This window comes from Bradyrhizobium sp. BR2003 (assembly GCF_009720285.1).
GTDB classification, from domain to species: domain Bacteria; phylum Pseudomonadota; class Alphaproteobacteria; order Rhizobiales; family Xanthobacteraceae; genus Bradyrhizobium; species Bradyrhizobium elkanii.
The window spans coordinates 130,051-152,265 of record NZ_SMYJ01000028.1 but is presented as its reverse complement, the minus strand read 5'-3'; the positions used below and the strand labels follow the sequence as shown (position 1 = coordinate 152,265).

Sequence of the window (22,215 nt, the reverse complement as noted above, 5' to 3'; positions counted from 1 at the left end):
ATTTAGTGCGGTCAGACATCGCCAGCAATCGAGAGCCATTGTCTCACACAGAGGGTACAGCCGGCTCGTTAACTAATTGGTTACGCCCGCATCGAGAGGGGGTAACCGTGGATTAACCATAGATATTTACGTTGGAGCAGTACTGTCAGTTGAATTCGAGTCACAGCCTCATGAAGTTCGGTAACCGCGTAGGCTCGAGACGTTCCGAAGCCACGGAACCCGCCGCGTCGTGGGAAACTGCCGGCGTGCCGGCCAGCCGATCCTCGGCGGAAACCACCAAGGGCGTGCTTAGCATTGCCGGCGTGGTGGCTTTTTTCCGCGAGAACGGTCAACGCATTCTGATGCTCGCCGCGGTGATCTTCGCGGTCGGCGTCATTCTGCTGATGTTGATTCCGGCGCGCTATGCCGCGACCGCGCTCGTCGTGGTCGACCCGCGCGAGCAGCGCGTGACCACCGATCAGGACGTCCTGCCGGGAATCGGTCAGGATGCCGCAGCACTGCAGAGCTATGTCGAGATCGCCAAATCCGACGGATTTCTCGGGCCGCTGATCGAGCAGCTCAAGGTCGCCGAGGACAGCGACATCTCCGGCGGCAGGACCGACCCCACGCGCCTGCTCGACCGATTTCGCAACCGGCTCGACATCTCCCGGCGCGGATTGACCTATGTCATCGCCATCAAGTTCACGTCCAACGACCCGCAGCGTGCGGCGTATTACGCCAATGCGGTGGCTGAGGCGTTCGTCGCCAGCCAGCGCGGCACGCGCAGCGTGGCGACCGATGAAGCCGCCGACTGGCTGAAGAGCCGGCTCAAGACATTGAACGACCGCTTGCGATCTTCGGAAGACGCCGTTGCGAAGTTCAAGCTCGAGCACCGGATCGTCAATGCCGGCAAGGAATCGACAACGCAGCAATTGCGCGTCACCGATTTGACCCAGCAGGTCGCCGCCGCACGCGCCCGCACCGAGGAGGCCAAGGTCCGCTATGAGCAGCTGCAACGCGACCTGAAGGCCAATGTCGACGGGCCGGTCAAGCAGGACCTGCTGAGTGCGCTGCGCGCCCAGCGCTCCGCGCTCAACGACCAGATCGCGCAGAAGCGCGGGGTGCTGGGCGATCGTCATCCGGACCTCGTGATGGCTCTCAGCCAGCTCGGCGATCTCAACCGGCAGATCGAGATCGAGCGGAAGAAGAACATCGACACCGCGAAGTCGGAATATGAAGCGCAGCGCGATCAGCAGAAGGCGCTCGAGGATCAGCAGAAGGCGGTCGAACAGCAAATCCTGATCGACGGTCAGGCGCTCGTCAAGCTGCAGGAATTGCAGCGCGACGCCGATGCCAACAAGAATATCTACGAGCAATTCCTCTCGCGCTACAAGACCACCGACGAGCAGCGGCTGCTGCAGAGCTCGCAGACCAAGGTCGCATCGCCTGCGACGCCGCCGGTGCGCTCGACGCTGCCGCCGCTTCCGCTGTTGCTCGTCGCGCTCGCGATCGTCTCGCTGCTGACGTCGACGGCGATCGTCGCCGTTCCTGGTCTCAATCTGAATCAGCTCCCGATCAAGGCCATTCCGCCGCTTCGTCGGGCCGAGGCGCCTGCACCACCGGCGCCTGCCGCGCCGCAACCGGCGTTGCCGCCGGGATTGCCGGTGCTGGCCCGCATTCCCAACATGGCGTTGCCGGATGCCGTCAGGAGCGTCTGGCAGACCCCGATCGCGACGACGGCCGATCCTGATCTCGGTCCGCATCTTCAGCTGCTGATCGAGAACATCGAGCAGCTTCCGGGAGACCACGGCAAGGTGGCGCTCCTGCTGTCGGTTGAGGCCGGTGCCGGCGGCAGCACCGTCGCACGGTCGCTGAACCGATCCGCCGTCAAGAATGGCATGCTCAGTGTCCTGATCGAGATGGAAGCCAGGCGCGCCGAGGCCGCGCCGTCGCAAGGATCGGGCATCATCAAGGCCGATCTGCCGTCGGTCGTCGAACTGCTGGGCGCCAGCAGCAAGTCGCCGCCCTATCCGCCGGACGATATTCGCGCCGATTTCGGCCTGATCATCGTCGACGCGTCGTCGCTTGCCCTGCAGCCGGCCGCGGTGGCGCTGGCTGCCCATGCTGACCTGGTGATCCTCGTGGTTCGCGAAGGTGCTGCCAGCTCGGCTGCGATCGGCAAGGCACGAGCCGATCTATCCGGGTATGGTTCGGTCCCGACCGCGCTGGTCGTCAACCGCGTGGCGGTCGATGCGACCGTTCGCGGTCCTCAGGGCGAAGCGCTGGGCCTGGCGAGCTGAAGGTGGTCCGGCTGCGCTGTGAGGGACGTCTAGAGCCTGATGACATCAGGTTGAACTGGGGGTGGCGTCGAAAGTTCACCTCTCCCCTGGGAGAGGTGAAGCGAGGGAGCGCCAAGCCGACTCAACCAAGACTCATCCCACTCTAGTCGTTGCTGTCCGCAACGCGGACCGCGTAGGCGTCGCCTTTCGACGGCCACAGATGCGACAGCACCAGAACGGATGGGTCGACGCCGGTCCGCCGCCGGCACAGCACGTTGAGCGCGATGGTGGCGACGACCAGCGAAACCGTCGCCGCGATCGCGGCGCCGAGCACGCCAAGCCAGGGAATCAGTACGACAAATCCCAGCAGCCGCAGCGCCACATTGGCTGCGACGACGGGAACGTAATCGCGCTCATGGCCTGTCAGCTGCAGGACAGCAGAAGAGGGTCCGCCCGCCGCCTGGAAGGCCGTTCCGATCGCGAGCACGATCAACACCCACTGCTGCGCCGCAAAGTGCGGTCCGAACAGGCCGAGCAGATGGGGGGCGCCCACCCAGACAATGACGAGGCCGCTGAGCACGCAGAGCGCGGTCACCTCGGCCATCAGCTTCAGCGTATGTTCGAGCTCGTCGTGATTCTTGCTGAAGTACAGCGAGGGGAGCCGGCGCGCGCCGAACGTGTACAGCGCAGCCGACAGCATGGCGAAGATGTTCGCCAGCCGCGAGGCGGCAAAATAGACGCCGGCGGTGGCCGGATCCAGCATCCAGTAGACCAGGATGACGTCGAAATACTGGTTTGCCGCTTCGAGAATGGAGGCGAGCCAGAACCGGAATGCGCTCTTGTTCCAGCGCGAGGTCTCGAAGCGCGCCGTCACCGACCGCAGGTTCGGCAGCACCCGCACGATCGATACGATCTGCACGACGAGCCCGAGGGCCATCGCGGCCGACATCGCGCTGAACAGCTCGGCGGGGGTGAGCTGCCGGTGGCCGAACAGCACCGCGATCAGGAACAGGACGACGGCGACGCGCCAGAAGAACTCCCGATTGCCTTCGCCCATCAGGATGCTGACCAGCGATCGCGCGATCTGGCTGCCGAGCATGAGCCCTGCATTGACCGCGGTAAAGGCCGAGACCGACAGTATCAACAGCCACCACTCACCGCGAATGCCTGCCACCGCGGCGATCGCGGCGATCGAAATCAGCATCCCGATCGCTGAATTCTTCAGGCTGGACAGCAGCACGCCCTTGGTGAAGTCGGTCTGGCCGCGCACATCATATTCGTTGAGAAACCGAACCAGGAGCAGCTCCTGGCCGACCAGGCCCACGACCGAGGCGATCTGGGCGACGGAGAGCAGGGTTGCGAAGTCTCCAAACGCGTCGGGCGTCATCGCCCGCGCGGCGAGCGAGAACAACGCGAATGCGAGCCCGCCGCTACCAACCTTGAGCAGGATGGTCCCGGCAACGCCGCGCGTGACGTCGCGCCGTAACAATTGGAGCACAGAGGCAATCACCAGAGACGTCTCAATATCCAGTCGGGCTGTCGACCGTAGCAATCGGTGAAGCCTGCAGTGTTAATGTTCTCTTGCTAAGATTCCGTTCCTTTCGAATGGCTTCAGGGTCCAACGCAGTTGTGAACGGGGCCAGGTCGCGTTGCTCCATTCTGGAACGGCGCCGCCTGCCCTGTCTCCAAACGACGCAGGTTGGATTTGCCTCCGGAGCCCGGTCCAGTGGCGCGGACCTTGCCGGATACGACTGGGCTTGCGCGTCAACGCCATCTGTCGCAGCTCGATGGCCTGGCAATTGCCTCGCCATCCTGCTGCGGAGCCTGCAAAGGTTCAGTTTCATGGCCGACCGTCGTGCAAGCCGTGTGCCGAGAGACTGCTGATCGTGGTCCGGACGTTTTCATTAACCTCGATTCTGGAACTCGCCGTGCTCGATCGGCAAGGCAGCACCGCGGGCAAGGAAATTGCAGTTCTGCGGCCAGCCAGAGCTTTTCCCGTTCCGATGGAATCGGAACGGGGCTCTAGATTCCTGTTTTGACGCGTTTTCTTCACGCGAACCGGTATCCACTTCGCTCGAAAACGCTCTAGCCGTCGGAGCGGACAAACATGATTGCCGAGAAAAGTGCGACCAAGCCGATGGTGGCCTGCGAGGCCGAGGTCATCGAAGCGGACGTCGCAATTGTCGGAGCCGGTTTGGCAGGCTCGCTGGCAAGGGCTGTGCTCGGCCGGGCCGGGTACCGGGTCATCCTGATCGACAAGCGTTCGATCCCGCCGGATGAATTCCGCGTCGAGAAGATCGCCGGACGGCAGATCGATATGCTGCGCCGCCTCGGCTTCATCGACGACGTCGAGGCCATTGCCGCGCCCTATGACCGGGTGCTCAACATCAGGAGCGGCAAGCTGGTCGATATCGGCGTCAGCCGGTCCTACGGGATTTCCTATGCCAACCTCGTCAACATGGCACGCGGCCTGACGCCCGATGCGTCGAGCTTCCTGCTCGACCAGGTGACCAATGTCAGCTGCAGCGAGCAACGTCAGCAGTTGACGCTGGCCTCCGGAAAGCGCGTCGTCTCGCGTCTGGTCATTCTGGCGACCGGCATGACGAACATGCTCGGCCACAGTCTCGGAATGCGCCGGCAGATGCTTGCGGCGCGCCACTCGGTCTCGTTCGGCTTCACGATCGCACGGCCGGACAACGCGCCGTTCGATTTCGATGCACTGACCTGCTATGGCGAGGAGGCGGCCGACGGTGTCGACTATCTCAGCCTGTTTCCGATGTCGGGCGGCATGCGGGCGAACCTGTTCATGTTCCGCGATCCGACCGATCCGATCATGCGCGAACTGCGCCGCGACACCAGACGGACGCTGCTTCGCCTGATGCCGGGATTGCAGCCCTATCTCGGCGATTTCGAGGTGGTCGGCCAGGTGCAGAACTGGGTCATGGATCTGACTGTGACCGAGGGCCATCTGCAGCCGGGCGTCGTGTTGATCGGCGATGCGTTTCAGACCAACTGTCCCGCAGCCGGAACCGGCGTTGGCCGACTGCTGGTGGACGTCGAACGTCTTTGCACGGTCTATGTGCCGCGCTGGCTGGAGACCGCCGGTATGGGCGTGGACAAGATTGCGCAGTTCTATTCCGATCGGGACAAGCTCGCCGCCGATCAGCACTCGCTGCAATTGGCGAGCTTCCGCCAGGCCTTGACGTTGAACACCGATATGCGCTGGAACTTGCGGCGGAAGCTGCACTTCCTGCGCCGCACGATCACCCACCGGGTCGACCGCATTCATCCGGGATGGGTGATGCGCGTCCGCAGCGCGCTCCGCTGATCGGGCAGCCAGCGCCGGGCGGCGCTAGACCCGATGAAATTAAGCTGAGCTGGAGCGGCGTCGAAAGTTCACCTCTCCCCGACGGGGAGAGGTGAAGCGAGAGCGCGCCAAGCCGATTTAACCAAAACTCATCGCGCTTTAGCGCGTGCCCGTCGAGGTACGGATCGGTCTGAGGTCGGTCAGACGCTTGGCGGCCTGCTTGATCCAGGGCGCCTGCTTCAAGGCAAACAGCGCGAGCGAGCCGGCCGCACTGCCGGCCTGCGTCACCGCCGACATCGGCGTCGGCTGACCGCCGAACTGCATCTTGTAGGGTTCGTCGCCGATGGTGAAATCGAGCACCCGGTCCCCGCGCTCGATGCAATCCCTGGCGACGCCCTCGAATGTCAGCGCGCCGATCGATTGGCTCTTGTACCCGTCGACATCGAACCCCGTCATGACGACGAGGACGCTGCCACGGTGGACCAGCCCAAGCGCGGTGGCGATGACGATGCCGTCCATCTTCATGGCGTAGAGCCGGGTAAACGAGCCCACGCCGCGAAGCGCCACGCTCGAGTAGAAATCGAAATACTCCGGTCGCTGCAACAGGTCGCCATCACCCTGTTCGTGAAACCGCGGTCCGCGAAACTTTCTCATCGTCTCCATGGCTTCGCCGATCGAAGCGCTATCGTCGCAGCATGAGAAGGTGAGTGTGCCCTTCTTATGGATCTGGCGCCATTTCTTTGCCAGCTCCTTCTGGTACGACTTTCCCATTGCATTGATCTGCCATTGCTCGAACGGCGCAACCAGGACCGTCGCGTAAGCATTGGTATCCATCAGGCTGCGGTGGGGCGCTCCGAGCAGATTCTCGATCGGCATCCTTGCATCAAGCAGCTTGGGTATGCGCAGCAGGTCGAACGGCCGCAGCAGTTGTCGAAGCCTTTCACAGGCACGCTGGTCTTGCAGCAGGTCGGCGAAGGTCGAGATGCTGCACACCGGCGACAAATAGTCGGACACGCGGAGATCGGCGAATTCGATGGTGCGCATCGGGCCGCGCCGCACGCGGAGCATCGGCAGCACGGCCGCAAGCGACTCGTTCGCACGATGGCGGACGGCGACGACCAGCGGCTTGGCCGACGCGGCGGGAGCGAGCTTGCGGTAGAGGCTGTCCAGCCATAGCGGATGTTGGAAGGCGGTCGCGTCCGAGCCTTCAAATAACTTCACGTACTCTTCAGACAGGAAGTCGAATGCGTCGTCGATGCTGACATCGAACGCGTCATCATTCTTATTCATGTGAGACCAAACAAATCGACAGTTTCAGAGCGCCGATTGAATCCGGCACGCCGCCCTTATAGCAAAGGTCGATCGGCTCGGGCAGCGGCAGAATACGATTTGTATTAATGCAATGCCTCGACCTTTGCACATTGTTGCTCGGTCGAGCCATGACCTTCATCGCATCGGCTGCGGTCGGCCGTCATCTCAACGTCGCCGCGTCCGAGGGATCTGCATCGTTAACAATCCTTTAAGGCTCAGCTCAATCGCGCCGTGGTGAGATATCCACCCGGTCTGGACCGGATATTGCAGTTAAGGGCTCGCAAGTCCTGGAGTCCCGCCGAAATGCTGAGTCACAGCCAAAAAACCCGCGCTTCCTACGCAATTTCGTTCCCGCAGGCCGACCGCAAGCCGCCTCGGCGTCCCAATTCGGACATGGCTGCGCCGCCTGTCCGGATTTGCGACATATCGCGGGCCGAGCAGATGTCCTCGGCGCCGGCGCAGATCGGATCATTGCCACACGGCGCGCGGGAGCGGCGCATCAATCCTGTCGGCAGGGCTGCGACGGCCGGTGTTCCCCGGGCAACCATCGGTGGGCTGCGGCTCGCCGTGCTCGATCGCGAGCAGACCGCCGAGTTCATGGTCGAGGCGGTGTATCCGAGCCGGCGCGCCAATCGCCCGCTGTATCTGACCTCCGCCAACGGCGAGGTGCTGTCGCGCTGCTCGACCGAGCCGATGACGGACCGGCTGTTCCGTACCGCAGACCTGATTAACGCCGACGGGCAACCGCTGGTCATGGTGTCCAGGCTTCGGTCACCGAATCCGCTTCCCGAGCGCGTCGCGACCACGGATCTGTTTCACGACGTCGCGCGCAAGGCGGAAGAGCTCGGGCTGACCTTCTATCTGTTCGGCGCCAACGAAGCCGAGAACAAGGCTGCCATTGCCAATGTCCGTCGGGCCTATCCGGCACTCAAGATCGTCGGCCATTCGCACGGCTATCTGCGCGGCGACGCATTGCGGGCCAAGGTCGACGAGATCAACGCCCTGGCGCCGGATTTTCTCTGGGTCGCGCTCGGCGTGCCCTATGAGCAGGCTTTCGTCGACGAATTCATGCCTCGGCTCGGCAATGTCGGCGTCATCAAGACCTCGGGCGGGCTGTTCAACTTCCTGTCCGGCTCGCGGCCGCGTGCGCCGAAATGGATGCAGATCGTCGGCCTCGAATGGGCCTGGCGACTGTGGCTCGAGCCGCGGCGGCTGTTCTGGCGTTATCTGACGACCAATCCGCACGCGCTCTATCTGCTGTTCAACCGGACCCGATCCTCGTCGACGAAAGACTGACGCCTCTAACGAGTGCAATGTGCGGCTCCGATCCACCGGAGCAGCAGGCTCATTCCATGAGCGGAGTACAACCGAATGGATGGACGTGCGATCGACGGTTCGATCTGGCAGGCACCCGGCGTCGGGGCGGAGAATTTTGCCAGGACCGTCGTCGGTTGGTCGATCACCATCAATGTGATCATGTCGATGGGGACCTTCCACGCCGCGCTGCTTCCGACCGAGTTGACCCTGGTGCAACAGGCCGTCGCCCTGCTGATGTGGGGCGTCCTGATCTACGCAAGCCTGTTCATCCGCCCCTGCCTGCGGCTGGCCCTCAATCTCGACACGCTCGTGATCGTCGCGTTCTACGCATTCGCCACTATCTCCGTGTTGTGGACCAACCTCGGCGTGGCGGCGCTGATGAAGGCCGCGGCGCTCGCAATCACGACGCTTGGCGCGTTCTGCATGATCACCCGCGTCGATATCGATGACATCGTGACATCGGCCACCCGCGGCCTGTTCGTGCTGATCGCGGCCTCTGCGCTCTGTGCGGTGATCCTCCCGGACATCGGAATCGATCAGACCTGGATGCACAAGGGACAGTGGCAGGGCGTCTTCGAGTCGAAGCAAACCCTCGGCTTCGCCGGCGCCTATCTCATGTTCTTCGCCTGCTATCGAAAGATAACGGGACAAGGATGGCTGCCCTTCCTCGTGACGTTCGTGCTGGCCTCCACCTGCGTCATGCTCTCGGAGTCGCGCGGCGCCGGCATCCTGTCGCTGGTTGCCTGCGCGCTGCTGCTCACCTCCCTGTGGTCGGTCCGGTGCATGCAGGTCTACGCGATCCTGCCATCCGTCATGTGCGTCGCGGCAGCGCTATTGATCCTGTATTTCTACACGACCGGATACGACTCGATTCATGCCTTCGACACGACGATCGACTTCACCGAGCGAACCTTCATCTGGCAGTACGCCATCAGCCATTTCGATGACGCGCCGCTGTTCGGATTTGGCATCAACGGATTCTGGACCAATCCGGCGATCTACGACTATTTCAACCAGAACCACGGCTGGGTGCTCGACAATTATCACAACGGCTATATCGCCATTCTCGTCGAAACCGGATTCCTGGGCTATTTCCTGTTCACGGCGAGCGTCTTCCTGTTTTCCTACAAGATGCTCTGCCTGATCGCAGAGCGGGCGATCGACCGTCTGCACTGCGCGTTGATCATCGGGTTCGTCTTCCTCAACTGCCAGACCAATTTCACCGAGACGGTCTTCCTTCGCTCGACGATGTTCACGTCGGTGTTGCTGATCGCCTTCTTCCTCGCCATTTGCCGGCCGGTGCCGTCATCGCGCGTAGAGCCGCGCGAGCTGGAGCAGCCATGACCACGTTCCGATCGCTTCTGCAACGCGCCTTCGTCATGCTGGCGGCGCTTGCTGTCCCGCTGATCGCGCCGGCGAATGCCGCGGGGCAGGGGGCATCGCCGGACGCCGCGGCATTGGGACGCGGCATCAATATTCTCGGCTATGACGGCATCTGGGAAGGCTACCGGAACGCGCCGTTCCGCCTGGAAAACCTCGCCGCGATTCGCAGGGCCGGCTTTTCCCATGTCCGGATCAACTTCTTCGGCTTCAGGCATATGGATTCCGGCAACATCCTCGATGATGCCGTCATGCGGCGTCTCGATGCCGTGATCGAGCAGGTGCTGGCGAGCAGGCTCGTTCCGATCCTCGATGAGCACGACACCGATCTCTGCCAGCGCGACGTGGCTGAATGCGGCGTGAAGCTCAAGGCATTCTGGCGCCAGATCGCATCGCGCTATGCGGGGAAGTACCCGGCGCTGGTGTTCGAGATCCTGAACGAGCCCGGCGGCAACATGACCTCGGCCGAATGGAATGCGCTACTCGGCGATTGTCTTGCCATCATCCGGGATACCAACCCGAAGCGCAATGTCGTGGTCGCGATCCTGAACACCGAGGAGCTGCCGATCGATCAGCTGGTGCTGCCGGCCGGCGACCGAAACCTGATCGTCACATTCCACTATTACCTGCCGCTGCAATTCACCCATCAGGGCGCGCCGTGGTCGCCGACCTTCTCGAAAATCGGTCCATTGCGCTGGGGCTCTGCGGAAGACTTGGCCAAGGCCTCGGCCGATTTCGACAAGATCCGGTCCTGGTCCGAGAACGAGCAGCGCCCGGTCTATCTGGGCGAGTTCGGTGTCTATGAACGTGCTCCCGCGGAGAGCCGCGCGACGTATCTGTCGTTCATGGCGAGACGGGCGGAACGCAATGGCTGGGCGTGGGCTTACTGGCAGTTCGACCACGATTTTGCGGCATTCGACGGCGCCCGGCAACGCTGGAAGACGGACATTCTCCGCGCGATCATCCGTCCGGTCCGCTAAGCGCCTCGATTGCACGCCGCGTCCGATTCAGGATCGGCCGCCGACCTTGACGACGCGATTGTCGCGCGCCGCGAGCACGCCACCCTTGTAGACTGAACGCCCGGACGGCCGCGCGACCACGGCCTCCTGGATATGCACGGCGTTCAGGGTCACGAAATCGGCCTTGGCCCCTACATGCAGGCCGTAGTCCTCGAGCCTGAGCGCCTTGGCGCCGGCCGCGGTGATCATGTCGAACGCGATCGCGAGCTCCTCATCGGTGTAGAAACCCGAGCGGTATCCGATCATCATCGCGCGGCCCAGCATGTCGCCGTCGCCATAGGGCCACCAGGAGTCGCGGATATTGTCGTTGCCGCTGAACACCGTGACGCCGGCTTTCCGCAACAGGGCGACGGGCGGGAACGGCCGGCTGCCCGGCGCATTCGTCATGATCGCCACGCCCGAGCGCGCCAGACTGTCGGCAGTCTTCTTCAGAGCGTCGGCGGGAATGTCGCCGAGCCCGTAAGCGTGGCTGACGGTGACGCGGCCCTCCATGCCGAGCGCACGGGTGCGCGCCGCGATCTGCTCGACCTCGAAGGCACCGAGCATGCCGCCGTCATGCAGATGAATATCGACATCGATGCCGTGCTTCTGCGCGACGCCAAACACGACGTCGAGATGCTCTTCGACGTTCCGGTCGAAGCTTGCGGGATCGAGCCCGCCGACGGCATTGGCGCCGAGCTTGATGGCCTCGTCGAGCAGTTGCGGCGTGCCGGGGCTGGTGAGTATCCCGTTCTGGGGAAACGCCACGAGCTGGATATCGATCAAATCCCTGTATTCCTCGCGAACCCCGAGGATGGTCTCCAGCGACTTCAGCCCCACCGAACCGTCGACCATGACGTGACTGCGCATCTGCGTCGTGCCGTGCCCGATGCAGAGGTCGAGCTGGTTCCGCGCGCGTACGTCCATCGGCGCGGCCGCGGCAAGGTTCTCGGCCTGAAACGCCACCCGCTCGTGGACGTCGAATCCGTTGGTGCAGGGACGGTGCGGCCGCCAGGCGTCGCCGTAGAAACTGGTGTCGAGATGGATGTGGCCCTCGACGAAGCCGGGCACGACCAGCGCATTGCCGAGATCGACGATCTCGATCCCGCTCGGGCGTTCGCCTTTCGCCTCGATCGCAACGATGCGGCCGCCACGGACCAGCATATCGCGGCTGGTGCCGTCACCGAACCTGGCATTGATGAAGAGTTTGTCGGCTGGCATCGGATCTGTTCCTCTTGTCGCTTGCGTCACATGCAGATCGCGCGGCTCTCCATGCCTTGCCTAACATGGTCCGAGGAATAATACTCCGCTCGCACAAGCAGACAAGGAACCGAGAGCGTTGCCGGAGATTGCAAGCAGGGAACAGTTCGATGTCAAGCGCGCAGCCTTCGCCGCGACCATCGGCAACATGCTGGAGTTCTACGACTTCATCACCTACAGCTTCTTTGCGACCGAGATCGGGCGCACCTTCTTCCCCGCGCACAGCGAATACGGCAGCCTCATGCTGTCGCTCGCGACCTTCGGCGCCGGTTTCCTGACGCGGCCGATCGGCGGCATCGTGCTTGGCATTTTCTCCGACCGGGTTGGGCGGCGGCCGGCGATGCTGCTGAGTTTCGCGCTGATGGGCGGCGCGAACCTGACCATTGCGCTGACGCCATCCTATGCCGCGATCGGCATTGTGGCGCCGATCATCGTGATCTTGGCGCGGATGGTGCAGGGGTTTGCGCTCGGCGGCGAGGTCGGGCCGACCACGGCCTATCTGATCGAGATCGCTGCACCGAGGAACCGCGGCCTCGTGGTCGCCTGGCAGCCCGCCAGCCAGGAGATTGCGGCAACGGTGGGCGCGCTTGTCGGTGTCATCCTGAGCAGCGCGATGGCGCCCGACATGCTGCAGGCCTATGGATGGCGCGTCGCGTTCCTGCTCGGGGCCGTCTGTCTGCCGTTTGGCATCTGGATGCGCCGAACGCTGCCGGAAACGGTCTCGCGCGGCGAGCATGTCGCCGGGCAGGTCGAACGCTCGAGCCATGTGGCGCTGGCGCGCCGGCATCTTCGCGTCATCGCGCTGGCGGTGATGATCCTGGCCAGCGGCACGATCTCGACCTATGTGACGCAATACATGACGACCTATGCCAGGAACACGCTGCATGTGTCGCCGTCGCTGGCGTTCACGGTCTCGCTGGTCAGCAACGGACTGCAGATCATCGGCGCGATGCTGGGCGGCTGGCTTGCCGACCGGCTCGGACGCAAGCCGATCATGATCTGGCCGCAGCTGGTCGTACTGGTGCTGACCTATCCGGCCTTCCTGTGGATCGTACAGGACCCCGGTGCATGGTCGCTGTTGTTCGGCTTCGGCATCCTGTCGTTCATCGGATCGCTGCCATTCACGGCGTTCTATGCCGCGTTCACCGAAGCGCTGCCGCAGAGCATCCGCGGCGGCGTGTTCGCCACGATCTACGCGGTCGCCATCGCGACATTCGGCGGCACCGCGCAACTCGTGGTCACGTGGCTGCTGCACGTGTCAGGAGATCCGCTGGCGCCGTCGTGGTATCTCCTGCTCGCGGCGGCGGTCGGCATCGTGGCGATGAGCCTGATGCCCGAGACCGCCCCGGCGAAGGTCGGCGAGAAGTAGCGCCCGCGCTTATTAATTCATGTCGCGAAAGGCGTGGCCGTTGGCCTCGATTTCCTTCACGAGCTGCGGCGGCAGATTGGCCTGCGCCGAGGTGCCGTCGAACACCCAGTCCTTGGCATCGGCAAGGTCGGGAAGACCGGCGCCCTTGCGGACATAAAGCCCGACCGATGCCTTCTTCGGGTTGATGTAGAGATCATAGTCCTGCATTGCGCGCCTCCTCTCCGTTGCAGTTCAACGGAAGCTCCGGCACGGATTGGCCGGAGCCTCCCGGAAGAGTGAACGTCGGTAAGCCTAGAGCATGATCCGGAAAAGTGTGAAGCGGTTTTCCGAAAGATCATGCTCCAAAAAAGAACCTAAAGCGCGATGTGGATTCGACACGATCTCATCGCGCTTTAGGCCGGTTTCTTCGCCTCCGGCGCAAGCACCACCGACGCCTCGCTCGTCAGCATCAGGAAGGTGATGGTCTCCTGGAAGTACAGCTGAACCGATTTCGCCGAGTGGCTGAGATAGCCGATCGAAAGGTCCTGGCCGATCGAGAGCTGGAAATCGCCGCCGCGGGTGGTCAGCAGCACGCCGCCCTCGATCGCGGGCGCCCAGATGATCTTGCCGTCGATCAGGCGCTGGATGTGCTGCAGCACCGGATAGCCGTCGTCGGTGGCGCCGCCGATCGCGGTATAGGGCTCGGTGCCGAGCAGCAGCGTACAGGGACCGTTGACGCCGGCAAGCCGCAGCTGGCTGACCGCCTGCGCGACCACGGCGGGATAGTTCTTGACGCTCGACGGCAGCGTCAGCACCGGGTTGCTGGTGCCCTGACGGATGCCCTGAATGCCGGCGGCCGCGTAGCCGTCGAATACCGCGCGATCCTCGGCGAATGCGATCTTGCGTGCGGCATCCTTGAGCGGATCCCAGTCGGAATCATTCGCGCCGCGCTCGACATCGTCGATCGCCTGGCGCGAGAGCTCGAACGGCACGCGCAGCTCGACCAGCGCCTGGACGTCGCGTTGCGTCGCCTCGACCCCGTCGCCCGGCGCTGCAATCTTCTTGAGATGACCGGTGCCGACCGCGGAGAAATCCGTTCCCTTCGGACCGTCGACGTCGACGACACGGCGCGCCGCCAGATGGCGCTTCAACGTGCGCGAGGCCTCCTCTTCTATCTGGGCCCATGCCGCGTCCGAGATAGGGGCGAGTCCCCGATGAAGATTATTCATGTCCAGCCTCTCCTTTCAGTGAGCCGATCCCGAGCGAGCCGTCGGACGGCGGTATTCCTGGTGCAGGTGTGTCGTCGGCCCCGGCGTCATCCAGCGACGGCTCGGCGGGCGAAGCTGCCGGTGCCTCGCTCGCGACGTCCTCCAGGAAGGTCGCCGACGGGACGAAGAACAGCATGCCGGTCACGGCGCGGCTGAAGTCGAGCAAACGGTCGTAATTGCCCGGCGGCTTGCCGACGAACATGTTCTCCAGCATCTGCTCGATCCGGTGCGGGGATTTGGCATAGCCGATGAAATAGGTCCCGAACTCGCCCTTGCTGATATTGCCGAACGGCATGTTGTCGCGGACGATATCGAGCTCCTCGCCATTCTCGACGATCGTGGTCAGCGCGTTGTGCGCGTAGCTCGGCTTCACCGCATCGTCGAGCTCGATGTCGGATAGTTTGGTTCGGCCGATGATCTTTTCCTGCATTTCGACCGGAAGCTCGTTCCATTTCTTCAGGTCGTGCAGGTATTTTTGTACGATCACATAGCTGCCGCCGGCGAACGCCGCGTCCTCGTCGCCGATGATGGTGGCGTCGGTGGCCGCCTGGTCCTCCGGATTCTCCGTGCCATCGACGAAGCCGAGCAGGTCGCGTTCGTCGAAATATTTGAAGCCGTGCACCTCGTCGGAGGTCGCAACCGCATCGCCGAGCCGCGTCATGATCTGGGTCGCGAGCTCGAAGCACAGGTCCATCGGCACGGCGCGGATGTGAAACAGCAGGTCGCCCGGTGTCGCGACGGCGTGGTGGACGCCATTGATCTCGCGGAACGGATGCAGGCCCTTCGGCTTCGGCGCACCGAACAGCCGGTCCCATGCGTCGGAGCCGATGCCCATGACGCATGACAGCCGGCCCTCGAGATCGCGGAAGCCCACGGCACGCAGCAGCGCGCCCAGGTCGGCGCACAGCGACCGTGCCATTGCATCATATTCCGGATTGGGCTTGAGCGTGACCGCAAGGAAGATGGCCGCGCGCGTCAGCTTCGCAGCGACCGGTTGCGGAACGGCTGATGGCACGCATGTCTCCTTGACTAAAACGGCGCTTCCACGAGGACAAAAGGCAGGCGCTGGACGCCGGATCGGCGTCCAGACAGGGGCAGAGGAGCATGCCGGTGGAGCCTTTACAAGGGCTCGAATGGCTCACGCGCTTGCAGAGGTGCCTGCCTCAATCGACGGGCTTGCCGGACTTCTCTTCCTCGAGGGTCACCGCAATCGCGGCGTTGGCCGAGAGCCGAACCTTGGAGCCTTCGACACCCGCCACGAAGCCGAGCTCGATGAAGTGGTGATGGCCCTTGTGGAAGCCGTCGCTGTCGTTTTTCTTGAGCTTGATGCGGTTGCCCTCGACGTGGTCGACGGTGCCGACATGCACGCCATCGGCGCCGATCACCTCCATGTTGTCCTTGATCTTGTGCTGCGTCATGGCGCTCTCCCTGGTTGCAGGTCAGCCTGTATAGTCGGCTTGCATATGATGCCGACACACGACGCGGCGATGACAGCGCGTCGTGGGCAATCCAGCCTGTCTCACACCGGTTCGAATTCGTCCGCCGCGGCGTTCTCCGGCTTCTTGCCGTTGAAGGTGAGGCCGGCCTTGGTGGCCGAGAGTTTTACCTCTGAGCCGTCGCGTACGTCGCCGGAAAGGATCATCTCGGCCAGCGGATCCTGCACGCTGCGCTGGATCACCCGCTTCAGCGGGCGGGCGCCGTAGGCCGGATCCCAGCCTTTCTCCGCCAGCCAGTCGCGCGCCTTCGGATCGAGCTCCAGCTCGATCTTGCGATCCTCGAGCAGCCTGCGCAGCCGAGAGAACTGGATCTCGACGATACGACCCATGTCGCTCTTCTGCAGGCGGTGAAACAGGATGATCTCGTCGATCCGGTTGAGGAATTCCGGGCGGAAGTGCGCCCGCACCATGTTCATCACCTGCTCGCGCACCGCGCTTGTGCTCTGGCCTTCCGGCTGGTTGACCAGATATTCGGCGCCGATGTTTGAGGTCATGATGATCAGCGTGTTGCGGAAATCGACGGTGCGGCCCTGGCCGTCGGTCAGGCGGCCATCGTCGAGCACTTGCAGCAACACGTTGAAGACGTCGGGATGCGCCTTCTCGATCTCATCGAACAGCACCACCTGATAAGGCCGCCGCCGCACCGCTTCGGTCAGCGCACCGCCCTCGTCATAGCCGACATAGCCGGGCGGCGCGCCGATCAGCCGCGAGACCGAGTGCTTCTCCATGTATTCGGACATGTCGAGGCGGATCATCGCGGTCTCGTCATCGAACAGATATTCGGCAAGCGCTTTTGCAAGCTCGGTCTTGCCGACGCCGGTGGGGCCCAAGAACATGAAGGAGCCGATCGGCCGGTTCGGGTCTTGCAGGCCGGCGCGGGCGCGGCGCACCGCGGTCGACACCGCGCGGACCGCCTCGGCCTGGCCGACGACACGCTTGCCGAGCATCTCCTCCATGCGCAGCAGCTTGTCCTTCTCGCCCTCCAGCATCTTGTCGACCGGCACGCCGGTCCAGCGCGACACCACCTGCGCGATATTGTCGGCGGTCACGGTTTCGCTGGCGGACGAGGTCTCGCTGGCCTCGACAGCCGCGAGCTTCTTCTCGAGCTCGGGAATGCGGCCATAAGCCAGCTCACCCGCCTTCTGGAATTCGCCTCTGCGCTGCGCATTGGCAAGTTCGGTGCGCAACTGTTCGAGCTCGCCCTTCATCTTCTGCGCGTCGGAGAGCTTGCTCTTCTCCGACCGCCATTTCGACGTCATGTCCGCCGACTTCTTTTCCAGATCGACAAGATCCTTCTCGAGCGTCTGCAGCCGGCTCTTGGAACCGAGATCGGTCTCCTTCTTCAGCGCTTCCTGCTCGATCTTCAGCCGGATGATCTCGCGGTCGAGCGAATCGAGTTCTTCAGGCTTGGAATCGACCTGCATCTTCAGTCGCGCCGCGGCCTCGTCCATCAGGTCGATCGCCTTGTCGGGCAGGAAGCGGTCGGTGATGTAGCGGTTCGAGAGCGTGGCGGCCGCGACCAGCGCCGAATCCGCGATGCGTACACCGTGATGCTGCTCGTATTTGTCCTTGAGGCCGCGCAGGATCGAGATGGTGTCCTCGACCGTCGGCTCGGAGACGAACACCGGCTGGAAGCGCCGGGCCAGCGCCGGGTCCTTCTCGACATGCTTGCGGTATTCGTCGAGCGTGGTGGCGCCGATGCAATGCAGCTCGCCGCGGGCGAGTGCGGGCTTCAGAAGGTTGGACGCGTCCATCGCGCCATCGCCCTTGCCGGCGCCGATCAGGGTGTGCATCTCGTCGATGAACAGGATGATGCCGCCCTCGGCCGAGGTCACCTCCTGCAGCACGGCCTTGAGCCGTTCCTCGAACTCGCCGCGATATTTTGCGCCGGCGATCAGCGCGCCGAGATCGAGCGCGAGCAGCGCCTTGTCCTGCAGGCTTTCCGGCACGTCGCCATTGACGATGCGCAGCGCCAGGCCCTCGACGATTGCGGTCTTGCCGACACCGGGCTCGCCGATCAGCACGGGATTGTTCTTGGTCCGTCGCGACAGCACCTGGATGGTGCGGCGAATCTCCTCGTCGCGACCGATCACCGGGTCGAGCTTGCCGTCGCGCGCCGCCTGGGTGAGGTCGCGGGCGTATTTCTTCAGCGCGTCATAGGCGTTCTCGGCCGACGCGCTGTCGGCGGTGCGCCCCTTGCGCAGCGCATTGATGGCCGCATTCAGGTTCTGCGGATTGACGCCGCCCTTGGCGAGCAGTTTGCCTGCCTCGCTGTCCTTGTCGGCCGCGAGCGCCTGCAGCAGGCGCTCGACCGAGACGAAACTGTCGCCGGCCTTGTCGGCGGCCTGTTCCGCCGCGGCGAAGGCGCGCGCGGTCTCCGGCGCCAGATAAATCTGTCCCGAGCCGGCGCCGCTGACCTTCGGCACTTTCGCCAGCGCGTCTTCGGTCGCCTTGAGGATCGCGCGCGAGTTACCGCCGGCACGGTCGATCAGGCCGGCCGCGAGGCCCTCATTGTCGTCGAGCAGCACCTTCAGGATGTGCAGCGTCGAGAACTGCTGATGCCACTCGCGCATCGCGAGCGATTGCGCCGACTGAATGAAGCCGCGAACGCGATCGGTATATTTTTCTATGTTCATCGTGGCACCTCAAGGCAACGCAGGCTCGTCGAGATCCATTATGCCACGCAGTCCCGCCGGTGACAGATGGCGGAACGATGACATGCATCATGCAACAGCCCCGTGCAATCGCGCCCCCGGACAAACCGCGGCATGAGGCCGCCGTATCTCGCATCGTGTGGTCCTTTCGGGGGAGTGTCAATCGCGGAGCGCGCTCGCTGGGATGCTGCGGTTAAGCCGTTGCGAGGGCTGACGTTCGTCTTTGGCACTCAGCCGGGAGCACTGCTACAGCCGGGCCGGCAAGCGGGTGCACGCATCGCGCTGATTGCGGTTCGATGGATCGCTGTGCTCGCGAAGCGAGCGCTGGATAGGAACGGATCGCTGTGATCGTACAGAGGCCCAAGTCATGATCGGGAGACGCTATCGGAATCGATCACGTCGCGTTTCGCGTAGCTCGTATCGATGATGCAGAGGAGCAACGCGAGATGTTCGGCTGAATCGCGCAACGTTGCATCACGGCGCACTCTGAACCGACCATGAATGGCCGCATGAGCGCGTTTCCGTTTGCGTCGCTGCGTTTCAGGCTGGTGTAAGGTCAGGGCGCTAGCGATGAAGTGTGTCGGTGCATTGCCGATGCACGGAACTTTTGTTCCGTCTCACGTTGAACGTGCTCATCGAAGAGGCTCCCAATGACAACTCGTCTCCTTTCGACCGTGTCGTGTGCAGCGATTGCCACGGCGCTGTTCTATGCGACTGCGGTGCCCGCAATCGCGCAGGATGCGGCATGCGCGCCGGTCTCTGCCGTCGAGACCGCGCCGCCGCCGTTGCCGACTTACGATCAGCCGCCGGTGCCTGGTCCCGGCTATATGTGGTCGCCGGGCAATTGGTCGTGGGACGAGGAGCGCGGCGATTACTACTGGGTGCCGGGCACCTGGGTGCAGCCGCCGCGGGTCGGGCTGCTGTGGACGCCCGGCTACTGGGGCGCGTTCGGCGGCGGCTTCATCTTCCATCCCGGTTATTGGGGTGATCGCGTCGGCTTCTATGGCGGCATCAACTACGGCTTCGGTTATGGCGGGGCCGGCTATGAAGGCGGCCGCTGGGATCACGGCACGTTCTTCTACAATCGCACCGTGAACAATCTGCAGGGTGCGCGGATCACTCACGTCTACGAAAAGAACGTCACGATCAATCAGACCACCGTCAACAACGTCAGCTACAATGGCGGCCGCGGCGGCATCGAGGTGCGGCCGACGCCGGCCGAGCGCGCGATCGCCAAGGAGCAGCACTTCGCAGCGACGCCGTTGCAACGCAAGCAGGTCGAGACCGCAAGCCAGGATCCGAGCCTGTTCAAGCGGACCAACAATGGCGTGCCCGCTGTCGCCGCAACGGCGCGTCCCGGCGAGTTGAAGGGACCGGGCGTGGTTCGCGCGCGACCGGCCGGCGAGGCGGTGCCTGCCAACGCTGCGCGGCCCGCGGCCGGGGAGCCGGGGCGCCCGGGGGCTGCAGCGGCACCCGCTGATTCCCACGCGCTCCCAGTCCCGGGAAAGGAGCTTCCGGCGGTCCATCCACCCGCCGAGGCGAACAGGCCCGCGGCCGAGGAAAAGCGCGCGGCACCTGCTTCCGAGACCAAGGCCGAGCCGCATCCTGCTGCGCCGGCGCCTGCCGGATCCCACGCGCTTCCGGTTCCCGAGAAGGGCGCTGCGGCGCATCCGCCCGCCGAAGCGAACAGGCCCGCGGTCGAAGAGAAGCGCGCAGCGCCGGCCGCCGAGCCGAAGCTTGAGCCGCATCCTGCAGAAACGGCGCGGCCCGCCGTGCAGGAGAAGCGGCCCGAAGAGGTGCGCAAGGAAGAGCCGCGTCCCGAGCCTGCCGCGAAGCCCGTCGCGCGGCCTGAGCCGGCGAAGCCTGAAGCACGACCGGAGCCTGCGGCAAGGCCGGAAGCGCGCCCGGAGACGATGGCGCGCCCCGAGCCGCATCCGCAGGCCACCCATCCCCAGCCGGCGGCCCGTCCGGAGCCGCACGCCGCTCCGCATGGCGCGCCCGCGGCGGGTCATCCCGCGGAGGAGAAGCGGTAGGAGCAACACTAAGGCGCGTCCGCGCTCCGCTGGCTCGTTCCGGCGGAGCGCGGTATTGTGCCGCCTGTGCGCAAGCGATCATCACTGGAGGTTGGTCATGGCACAGAGTCACGGTGGCGATGGACAACTCGACGATGGCAAGCCGCGCCTCAGCGAGGACGATATGCAGCGCGCCCTGCTCGGTCCGCGGGGCGTGCCGGGTAAGGCGGATACCGCCAAGATGACGCCGCAGCAGCAAAAGAACATCCCGAGCTATCTGGACCCCGGACATACATCCTAACTCGTCTTGTGACGTGAGCGCATGCTGCGTCGCCGGTTTCCGGGCGGCGCGCTTGCGCACTTGCAAATCGCCTGCTTTTGCGCCCTGATGATTGCAGGTGCACTCACGGTGTTGCGGAGCAGGGTGTGAGAAATCCGTACGAGGTCCTTGGCGTTGCCCCGACGGCGTCTGCGGCCGATATCCAGAAGGCCTATCGCAAGCTGGCGAAGAAGTTGCACCCGGATCTCAATCCGGGTGACAAGGCAGCCGAAGACAAATTCAAGGAAGTCGCTGCTGCGAACGATCTGCTCTCGGATGCCGAGAAGCGCAAGCGCTTCGACGCCGGCGAGATCGATGCTGATGGCGCCGAGCGGCCGCAGCATCGCTACTACAGGGATTTCGCCACCGCGGGTGAGGGGCATCCTTATGCCGACAGTTCGGGTTATGCCGACTATATGGACCAGGACGACGCGTTCGCCGAATTGCTCCGGCGCACCGAGCAGGCGCGCGCGAACCGGCGCGGCCGCGACCTGCACTACAGCCTCGTGATCGATTTCGCGGAATCGATCGCCGGCGCGAGTAAGCGCCTGACGCTCCCCGATGGCGGCACGCTCGACGTGACGATTCCACCTGGGCTGATCGACGGCCAGGTCATTCGTCTGCGCGGCAAGGGCATGCCTGGTACCGGCAAGGGCGGCCCCGGGGACGCGCTGATCGAAGTGGAGATCAGGCCAGATCCGCGCTTTACCCGCGAGGGCGACGATATCTCGCTGGAATTGCCGATCTCGCTGTCCGAGGCGGTGCTCGGCGGCAAGGTCAATGTTCCGACCCCGACCGGCGCCGTGACCATGACGGTTCCGAAGGGCTCCAACACCGGCACGACGATGCGGCTGCGCGGCAAGGGCGCGCCCAAGGTCGGTGGCGGTCATGGCGATGAGTTCGTCAAGCTCAAGGTGGTCCTGCCCAAGGGACCCGATCCCGCGCTCGAGGCTTTTGTATCGAACTGGGACCGCAAGGCGTTCAATCCGCGCGAGGATGGTGCATCATGAACAAGCAGCAGTTCCTCACCAGTGCAGGTCTGGAGGTGCAGACCCTGGAGTTCTGGATCGAGCAGCAATGGCTCGTGCCGGACGAGACCGCCAGCGAGATCAGTTTCTCCGACACCGACGTGGCGCGTGCGCATCTGATCCAGGACCTGAAGGGCGACTTCGGCGTCAACGACGAGGGCATCGACGTCATCCTTCATCTGGTCGATCAGCTGCACGGCCTGCGCCGCGCGTTCGAGCAATTGCACAAGGATATGGCGTCAACACCGCGCTAGACGAC

18 protein-coding genes are annotated in these 22,215 nt (G+C 63.9%); 10 read left to right on the top strand and 8 right to left on the bottom strand.

Annotated features, from left to right (window positions below; all coding sequences use genetic code 11):
• Positions 1-170: 170 nt before the first annotated feature.
• Positions 171-2,279: a GumC family protein gene (locus E2I15_RS23075; RefSeq protein WP_422109823.1), complete on the top strand. Its 2,109-nt coding sequence runs from the start codon at positions 171-173 to the stop codon at positions 2,277-2,279.
• A gap of 142 nt (positions 2,280-2,421) precedes the next feature.
• Here the strand turns inward: E2I15_RS23075 and E2I15_RS23070 are convergent, their stop codons facing one another.
• Positions 2,422-3,768 (bottom strand): lipopolysaccharide biosynthesis protein, encoded by a 1,347-nt coding sequence (locus tag E2I15_RS23070; protein ID WP_137478025.1) that lies wholly within the window; start codon positions 3,766-3,768, stop codon positions 2,422-2,424.
• Positions 3,769-4,365: 597 nt separating this feature from the next.
• Here E2I15_RS23070 and E2I15_RS23065 point away from each other — a divergent pair.
• The gene (locus E2I15_RS23065) at positions 4,366-5,586 is read left to right on the top strand and encodes an FAD-dependent oxidoreductase (RefSeq protein ID WP_137478024.1); all 1,221 of its coding nucleotides are present in this window, start codon (positions 4,366-4,368) and stop codon (positions 5,584-5,586) included.
• A gap of 138 nt (positions 5,587-5,724) precedes the next feature.
• On the opposite strand, the gene E2I15_RS23060 is transcribed toward E2I15_RS23065, so the two are convergent.
• A complete protein-coding gene (locus E2I15_RS23060) occupies positions 5,725-6,855 on the bottom strand; it encodes a GNAT family N-acetyltransferase (protein ID WP_137478023.1) in 1,131 nt (376 codons plus the stop codon).
• A 462-nt stretch (positions 6,856-7,317) separates the two neighbouring features.
• On the opposite strand from E2I15_RS23060, the gene E2I15_RS23055 reads away from it, so the two are divergent.
• The 3 genes from E2I15_RS23055 (at position 7,318) to E2I15_RS23045 (ending at position 10,553) form a co-directional block, all read left to right on the top strand.
• Positions 7,318-8,172: a WecB/TagA/CpsF family glycosyltransferase gene (locus E2I15_RS23055; protein ID WP_137478022.1), complete on the top strand. Its 855-nt coding sequence runs from the start codon at positions 7,318-7,320 to the stop codon at positions 8,170-8,172.
• A gap of 75 nt (positions 8,173-8,247) precedes the next feature.
• Positions 8,248-9,537 carry an O-antigen ligase family protein gene (locus E2I15_RS23050; protein ID WP_137478021.1) on the top strand — a complete coding sequence of 430 codons (1,290 nt, stop codon included), beginning with the start codon at positions 8,248-8,250 and terminating at the stop codon, positions 9,535-9,537.
• Positions 9,534-10,553: a glycoside hydrolase family 5 protein gene (locus E2I15_RS23045; protein WP_246667986.1), complete on the top strand. Its 1,020-nt coding sequence runs from the start codon at positions 9,534-9,536 to the stop codon at positions 10,551-10,553. The genes E2I15_RS23050 and E2I15_RS23045 overlap by 4 nt, the downstream gene beginning before the upstream one ends.
• Before the next feature lie 27 nt (positions 10,554-10,580).
• Here E2I15_RS23045 and E2I15_RS23040 read toward each other — a convergent pair whose 3' ends face one another.
• The gene (locus E2I15_RS23040) at positions 10,581-11,792 is read right to left on the bottom strand and encodes an amidohydrolase family protein (protein WP_137478019.1); all 1,212 of its coding nucleotides are present in this window, start codon (positions 11,790-11,792) and stop codon (positions 10,581-10,583) included.
• A gap of 118 nt (positions 11,793-11,910) precedes the next feature.
• Between E2I15_RS23040 and E2I15_RS23035 the strand changes: the two genes are divergently transcribed.
• A complete protein-coding gene (locus E2I15_RS23035; RefSeq protein WP_137478018.1) occupies positions 11,911-13,200 on the top strand; it encodes an MFS transporter in 1,290 nt (429 codons plus the stop codon).
• 12 nt (positions 13,201-13,212) lie between these two features.
• On the opposite strand, the gene E2I15_RS23030 is transcribed toward E2I15_RS23035, so the two are convergent.
• The 5 genes from E2I15_RS23030 to clpB all read right to left on the bottom strand — a co-directional run bounded on the left by E2I15_RS23030 (position 13,213) and on the right by clpB (position 18,579).
• The gene (locus E2I15_RS23030; protein ID WP_137478017.1) at positions 13,213-13,407 is read right to left on the bottom strand and encodes a hypothetical protein; all 195 of its coding nucleotides are present in this window, start codon (positions 13,405-13,407) and stop codon (positions 13,213-13,215) included.
• Between the two features lie 185 nt (positions 13,408-13,592).
• On the bottom strand, positions 13,593-14,408 hold the full coding sequence (locus E2I15_RS23025) for a family 1 encapsulin nanocompartment shell protein (RefSeq protein WP_137478016.1): 816 nt from the start codon (positions 14,406-14,408) through the stop codon (positions 13,593-13,595).
• Entirely contained in the window at positions 14,401-15,462 is a 1,062-nt protein-coding gene (locus E2I15_RS23020) for a Dyp-type peroxidase (protein ID WP_137478015.1), read from the bottom strand. Before E2I15_RS23020 ends, E2I15_RS23025 begins: the two co-directional genes overlap by 8 nt.
• A 148-nt stretch (positions 15,463-15,610) precedes the next feature.
• On the bottom strand, positions 15,611-15,865 hold the full coding sequence (locus E2I15_RS23015) for a DUF2171 domain-containing protein (protein WP_137478014.1): 255 nt from the start codon (positions 15,863-15,865) through the stop codon (positions 15,611-15,613).
• A gap of 101 nt (positions 15,866-15,966) precedes the next feature.
• Positions 15,967-18,579 carry an ATP-dependent chaperone ClpB gene (clpB, locus tag E2I15_RS23010; protein ID WP_137478013.1) on the bottom strand — a complete coding sequence of 871 codons (2,613 nt, stop codon included), beginning with the start codon at positions 18,577-18,579 and terminating at the stop codon, positions 15,967-15,969.
• Between the two features lie 668 nt (positions 18,580-19,247).
• Here clpB and E2I15_RS23005 point away from each other — a divergent pair.
• The 4 genes from E2I15_RS23005 to E2I15_RS22990 all read left to right on the top strand — a co-directional run bounded on the left by E2I15_RS23005 (position 19,248) and on the right by E2I15_RS22990 (position 22,210).
• On the top strand, positions 19,248-20,630 hold the full coding sequence (locus tag E2I15_RS23005; RefSeq protein WP_137478012.1) for a YXWGXW repeat-containing protein: 1,383 nt from the start codon (positions 19,248-19,250) through the stop codon (positions 20,628-20,630).
• Between the two features lie 97 nt (positions 20,631-20,727).
• Positions 20,728-20,910 (top strand): hypothetical protein, encoded by a 183-nt coding sequence (locus E2I15_RS23000; RefSeq protein WP_137478011.1) that lies wholly within the window; start codon positions 20,728-20,730, stop codon positions 20,908-20,910.
• Positions 20,911-21,035: 125 nt separating this feature from the next.
• Positions 21,036-21,938, top strand: a complete 903-nt coding sequence (locus E2I15_RS22995; protein ID WP_137478010.1) for a DnaJ C-terminal domain-containing protein — start codon at positions 21,036-21,038, stop codon at positions 21,936-21,938.
• Positions 21,935-22,210 carry a chaperone modulator CbpM gene (locus tag E2I15_RS22990; protein ID WP_137478009.1) on the top strand — a complete coding sequence of 92 codons (276 nt, stop codon included), beginning with the start codon at positions 21,935-21,937 and terminating at the stop codon, positions 22,208-22,210. The genes E2I15_RS22995 and E2I15_RS22990 overlap by 4 nt, the downstream gene beginning before the upstream one ends.
• The last annotated feature ends 5 nt before the right edge of the window (positions 22,211-22,215 follow it).

Bases quoted from the DNA above. Each gene is read 5' to 3' on its own strand.
- E2I15_RS23075 (WP_422109823.1), top strand. From the start codon at position 171: ATGAAGTTCGGTAACCGCGTAGGCTCGAGACGTTCCGAAGCCACGGAA.
- E2I15_RS23065 (WP_137478024.1), top strand. From the start codon at position 4,366: ATGATTGCCGAGAAAAGTGCGACCAAGCCGATGGTGGCCTGCGAGGCC.
- E2I15_RS23060 (WP_137478023.1), bottom strand. From the start codon at position 6,855: ATGAATAAGAATGATGACGCGTTCGATGTCAGCATCGACGACGCATTC.
- E2I15_RS23055 (WP_137478022.1), top strand. From the start codon at position 7,318: ATGTCCTCGGCGCCGGCGCAGATCGGATCATTGCCACACGGCGCGCGG.
- E2I15_RS23050 (WP_137478021.1), top strand. From the start codon at position 8,248: ATGGATGGACGTGCGATCGACGGTTCGATCTGGCAGGCACCCGGCGTC.
- E2I15_RS23045 (WP_246667986.1), top strand. From the start codon at position 9,534: ATGACCACGTTCCGATCGCTTCTGCAACGCGCCTTCGTCATGCTGGCG.
- E2I15_RS23040 (WP_137478019.1), bottom strand. From the start codon at position 11,792: ATGCCAGCCGACAAACTCTTCATCAATGCCAGGTTCGGTGACGGCACC.
- E2I15_RS23030 (WP_137478017.1), bottom strand. From the start codon at position 13,407: ATGCAGGACTATGATCTCTACATCAACCCGAAGAAGGCATCGGTCGGG.
- E2I15_RS23025 (WP_137478016.1), bottom strand. From the start codon at position 14,408: ATGAATAATCTTCATCGGGGACTCGCCCCTATCTCGGACGCGGCATGG.
- E2I15_RS23015 (WP_137478014.1), bottom strand. From the start codon at position 15,865: ATGACGCAGCACAAGATCAAGGACAACATGGAGGTGATCGGCGCCGAT.
- clpB (WP_137478013.1), bottom strand. From the start codon at position 18,579: ATGAACATAGAAAAATATACCGATCGCGTTCGCGGCTTCATTCAGTCG.
- E2I15_RS23005 (WP_137478012.1), top strand. From the start codon at position 19,248: ATGACAACTCGTCTCCTTTCGACCGTGTCGTGTGCAGCGATTGCCACG.
- E2I15_RS23000 (WP_137478011.1), top strand. From the start codon at position 20,728: ATGGCACAGAGTCACGGTGGCGATGGACAACTCGACGATGGCAAGCCG.
- E2I15_RS22990 (WP_137478009.1), top strand. From the start codon at position 21,935: ATGAACAAGCAGCAGTTCCTCACCAGTGCAGGTCTGGAGGTGCAGACC.